Source organism: Bacteroides sp. 1001302B_160321_D4, from assembly GCF_015667765.1.
In the GTDB taxonomy this organism is placed as follows: Bacteria; Bacteroidota; Bacteroidia; order Bacteroidales; family Bacteroidaceae; genus Bacteroides; species Bacteroides xylanisolvens.
This window is the reverse complement of sequence record NZ_JADPLO010000132.1, coordinates 1-3,666: the sequence shown is the minus strand read 5'-3', so window position 1 is coordinate 3,666 and position 3,666 is coordinate 1. Positions and strand designations below refer to the sequence as shown.

The 3,666-nt window shown below is 46.8% G+C and carries 2 tRNA genes and 2 rRNA genes; all 4 read left to right on the top strand.

Annotated elements, in window-relative coordinates:
• The first annotated feature begins 174 nt into the window (after positions 1 to 174).
• The 4 genes from KFO40_RS25330 (at position 175) to rrf (ending at position 3,665) form a co-directional block, all read left to right on the top strand.
• Positions 175 to 251, top strand: a tRNA-Ile gene (locus KFO40_RS25330).
• Positions 252 to 320: 69 nt separating this feature from the next.
• Positions 321 to 394, top strand: a tRNA-Ala gene (locus KFO40_RS25325).
• 160 nt (positions 395 to 554) lie between these two features.
• Positions 555 to 3,434: ribosomal RNA gene (locus KFO40_RS25320) — 23S ribosomal RNA — on the top strand.
• 120 nt (positions 3,435 to 3,554) lie between these two features.
• Positions 3,555 to 3,665: ribosomal RNA gene (gene rrf, locus KFO40_RS25315) — 5S ribosomal RNA — on the top strand.
• The last annotated feature ends 1 nt before the right edge of the window (position 3,666 follow it).

Below are 3,666 nucleotides of genomic sequence, written 5' to 3'. Positions count from 1 at the left end.
TGAATAATGTAAAACGGCCATCGTTAAAAATAATGACTTTAAAGGTTCTGTTTTTTGTACTACTGGTACTTGTTTATTTATAATATATAGATCAACCATCTATAGAAGTATAGATAGAGATAAACAAGAGAAAAAAGAAGCCGAGTCTAGACGAAAGGTAGACAAGGTTGAACTAGTCCTATAGCTCAGTTGGTTAGAGCGCTACACTGATAATGTAGAGGTCGGCAGTTCAACTCTGCCTGGGACTACCAAGCTCAAGAACGAGGAATAGTGACAGCTAAAAGCTAAAAACTAAAAACAACATTCTTGAACAACCTCTTGGGGGATTAGCTCAGCTGGCTAGAGCATCTGCCTTGCACGCAGAGGGTCAACGGTTCGAATCCGTTATTCTCCACTCTCTCTGAAAAGAGAAACGATCTTTGACATGATGTACAAAAAGTAAAATTAAAAGTAAGAGCTAAAAGTATATATCAAACCGTACGTGTTCGAGTATGCAATATTGACAGCCGGAAGCAATTCCCAAGTCAATACCAGTATGAGAATAAAACGTTTGAAAGAAAGTAAGCAAGGGCGCATGGCGGATGCCTTGGCTCTCGGAGGCGATGAAGGACGTGATAAGCTGCGATAAGCTTCGGGAAGGTGCAAATAACCTTTGATCCGAAGATTTCCGAATGGGACAACCCGTCATTCTGAAGGAATGACATCTTGCATAGCAAGAGGCTAACGCAGGGAACTGAAACATCTTAGTACCTGCAGGAAAAGAAAATAATAATGATTCCCCAAGTAGTGGCGAGCGAACGGGGATTAGCCCAAACCAATGTTGTTACGGCAATATTGGGGTTGTAGGACCACGATGTCGCAAGAACTTTAGTGAGAAGAATTCTTTGGAAAATGAAACCATAGACGGTGATAGTCCGGTATTCGAAGCTAAACGAAGCGTAGTGGTATCCTGAGTAGCGCGGGACACGAGGAATCTTGCGTGAATCTGCCGGGACCATCCGGTAAGGCTAAATACTCCCGAGAGACCGATAGCGAACCAGTACTGTGAAGGAAAGGTGAAAAGCACTTCGAATAGAAGAGTGAAATAGTCCCTGAAACCGTGCGCCTACAAGCGGTCGGAGCAGCGTAAGTTGTGACGGCGTGCCTTTTGCATAATGAACCTACGAGTTACTTTTTCCGGCAAGGTTAAGCATTTCAAAATGTGTAGCCGAAGCGAAAGCGAGTCTGAACAGGGCGATTAGTCGGAAGGAGTAGACGCGAAACCAAGTGATCTACCCTTGGTCAGGTTGAAGGTTAGGTAACACTAACTGGAGGACCGAACCGATAAGCGTTGAAAAGCTTCCGGATGAACTGAGGGTGGGGGTGAAAGGCTAATCAAACTTGGAGATAGCTCGTACTCCCCGAAATGCATTTAGGTGCAGCCTTGGGAATTACTACTGTGAGGTAGAGCGACTGATAAGATGCGAGGGCTTCACCGCCTATCAAGTCTTGATAAACTCCGAATGCGCAGTAGTTCGATCCCAGGAGTGAGGGCATGGGTGCTAAGGTCCATGTCCTAAAGGAGAAGAATCCGGACCATCAGCTAAGGTCCCGAAATAATTGCTAAGTTGAACTAACGAAGTCAGATTGCTAAGACAGCTAGGATGTTGGCTTGGAAGCAGCCATTCATTTAAAGAGTGCGTAACAGCTCACTAGTCGAGGAGTTTGGCGTGGATAATAATCGGGCATTAAGCAATTTACCGAAGCTATGGGATCAGTAATGATCGGTAGGGGAGCATTCCACTCAGCGTCGAAGGTGAAGCGTGAGCTTTGCTGGAGCGTGTGGAAAAGCAAATGTAGGTATAAGTAACGATAAAGGGGGTGAGAAACCCCCTCGCCGAAAGACTAAGGTTTCCTGATCAACGCTAATCGGATCAGGGTTAGTCGGGTCCTAAGGCTCAGCCGAACGGTGAGGCCGATGGCAGAACAGGTTAATATTCCTGTACTACCTTAAAGAGTGACGTGGAGACGGAGGCGTGATAGCGCCGCGGACTGACGGAATAGTCCGTTGAAGGGTGTAGATGTTGATCTTTGCAGGCAAATCCACAAAGAGAGTCGAACCTGATAGTATGGAACGTTCTTCGGAACAATCCAATAGTGCGTGTAAGCATACTCCCAAGAAAATCCGCTAAACTTAATCTTTAAGGTACCCGTACCGCAAACGGACACACGTAGTCGGGTTGAATATACTAAGGCGCTTGAGTGATTCACGGTTAAGGAACTAGGCAAATTGACCCTGTAACTTCGGGATAAAGGGTCCCAACGAGAGTTGGGCGCAGAGAATAGGTCCAGGCAACTGTTTAACAAAAACACAGGGCTGTGCCAAATTGAAAGATTACGTATACAGCCTGACACCTGCCCGGTGCTGGAAGGTTAAGAGGAGATGTCATCGCAAGAGAAGCATTGAATTGAAGCCCCAGTAAACGGCGGCCGTAACTATAACGGTCCTAAGGTAGCGAAATTCCTTGTCGGGTAAGTTCCGACCTGCACGAATGGTGTAATGATCTGGACACTGTCTCAACCGTGAGCTCAGTGAAATTGTAGTATCGGTGAAGATGCCGATTACCCGCGATGGGACGAAAAGACCCCGTGAACCTTTACTATAGCTTAACATTGAATTTGGGTAATTGATGTGTAGGATAGGCCGGAGACTTTGAATCAGATACGCCAGTATTTGTGGAGTCGCTGTTGAAATACGGCCCTTTGATTATTTGAGTTCTAACTCGTAGATGCGAGGACACTGTTTGGTGGGTAGTTTGACTGGGGTGGTCGCCTCCAAAAGTGTAACGGAGGCTTCTAAAGGTGCCCTCAGGACGATTGGTAACCGTCCGTAGAGTGTAATGGCATAAGGGCGCTTGACTGGGAGACAGACAAGTCGATCAGGTAGGAAACTAGAGCATAGTGATCCGGTGTTTCCGCATGGAAGGGACATCGCTCAAAGGATAAAAGGTACTCCGGGGATAACAGGCTGATCCCTCCCAAGAGCTCATATCGACGGAGGGGTTTGGCACCTCGATGTCGGCTCGTCACATCCTGGGGCTGGAGAAGGTCCCAAGGGTTGGGCTGTTCGCCCATTAAAGTGGCACGCGAGCTGGGTTCAGAACGTCGTGAGACAGTTCGGTCTCTATCTATCGTGGGCGTATGAAATTTGCGTGGCTCTGACACTAGTACGAGAGGACCGTGTTGGACTGACCGCTGGTTTACCAGTTGTGCCGCCAGGTGCATCGCTGGGTATCTAAGTCGGGATTGGATAAGTGCTGAAAGCATCTAAGTACGAAGCCAGCCACAAGATTAGATTTCTTAGGGTCGTTAAAGACGATGACGTTGATAGGATGCAGGTGTAAAGGTGGTAACATCAAAGCCGAGCATTACTAATTGCCCGTTCACTTTCTTTCAAATATGTACCGGTTGGGTATATACGTTTAGCGGATTACTGATACAGAAACTGGAAACAGAGAACAGAAACATAGTAGTAATAACTTGAGATTTTACTTTTCATCATGTCATAACCTTATTCAGGTGGTTATAGCACGAGGGTTCCACCTCTTCCCATTCCGAACAGAGAAGTTAAGCCTCGTCACGCCGATGGTACTGCGTAACAGTGGGAGAGTAGGTAGCCGCCGTTTT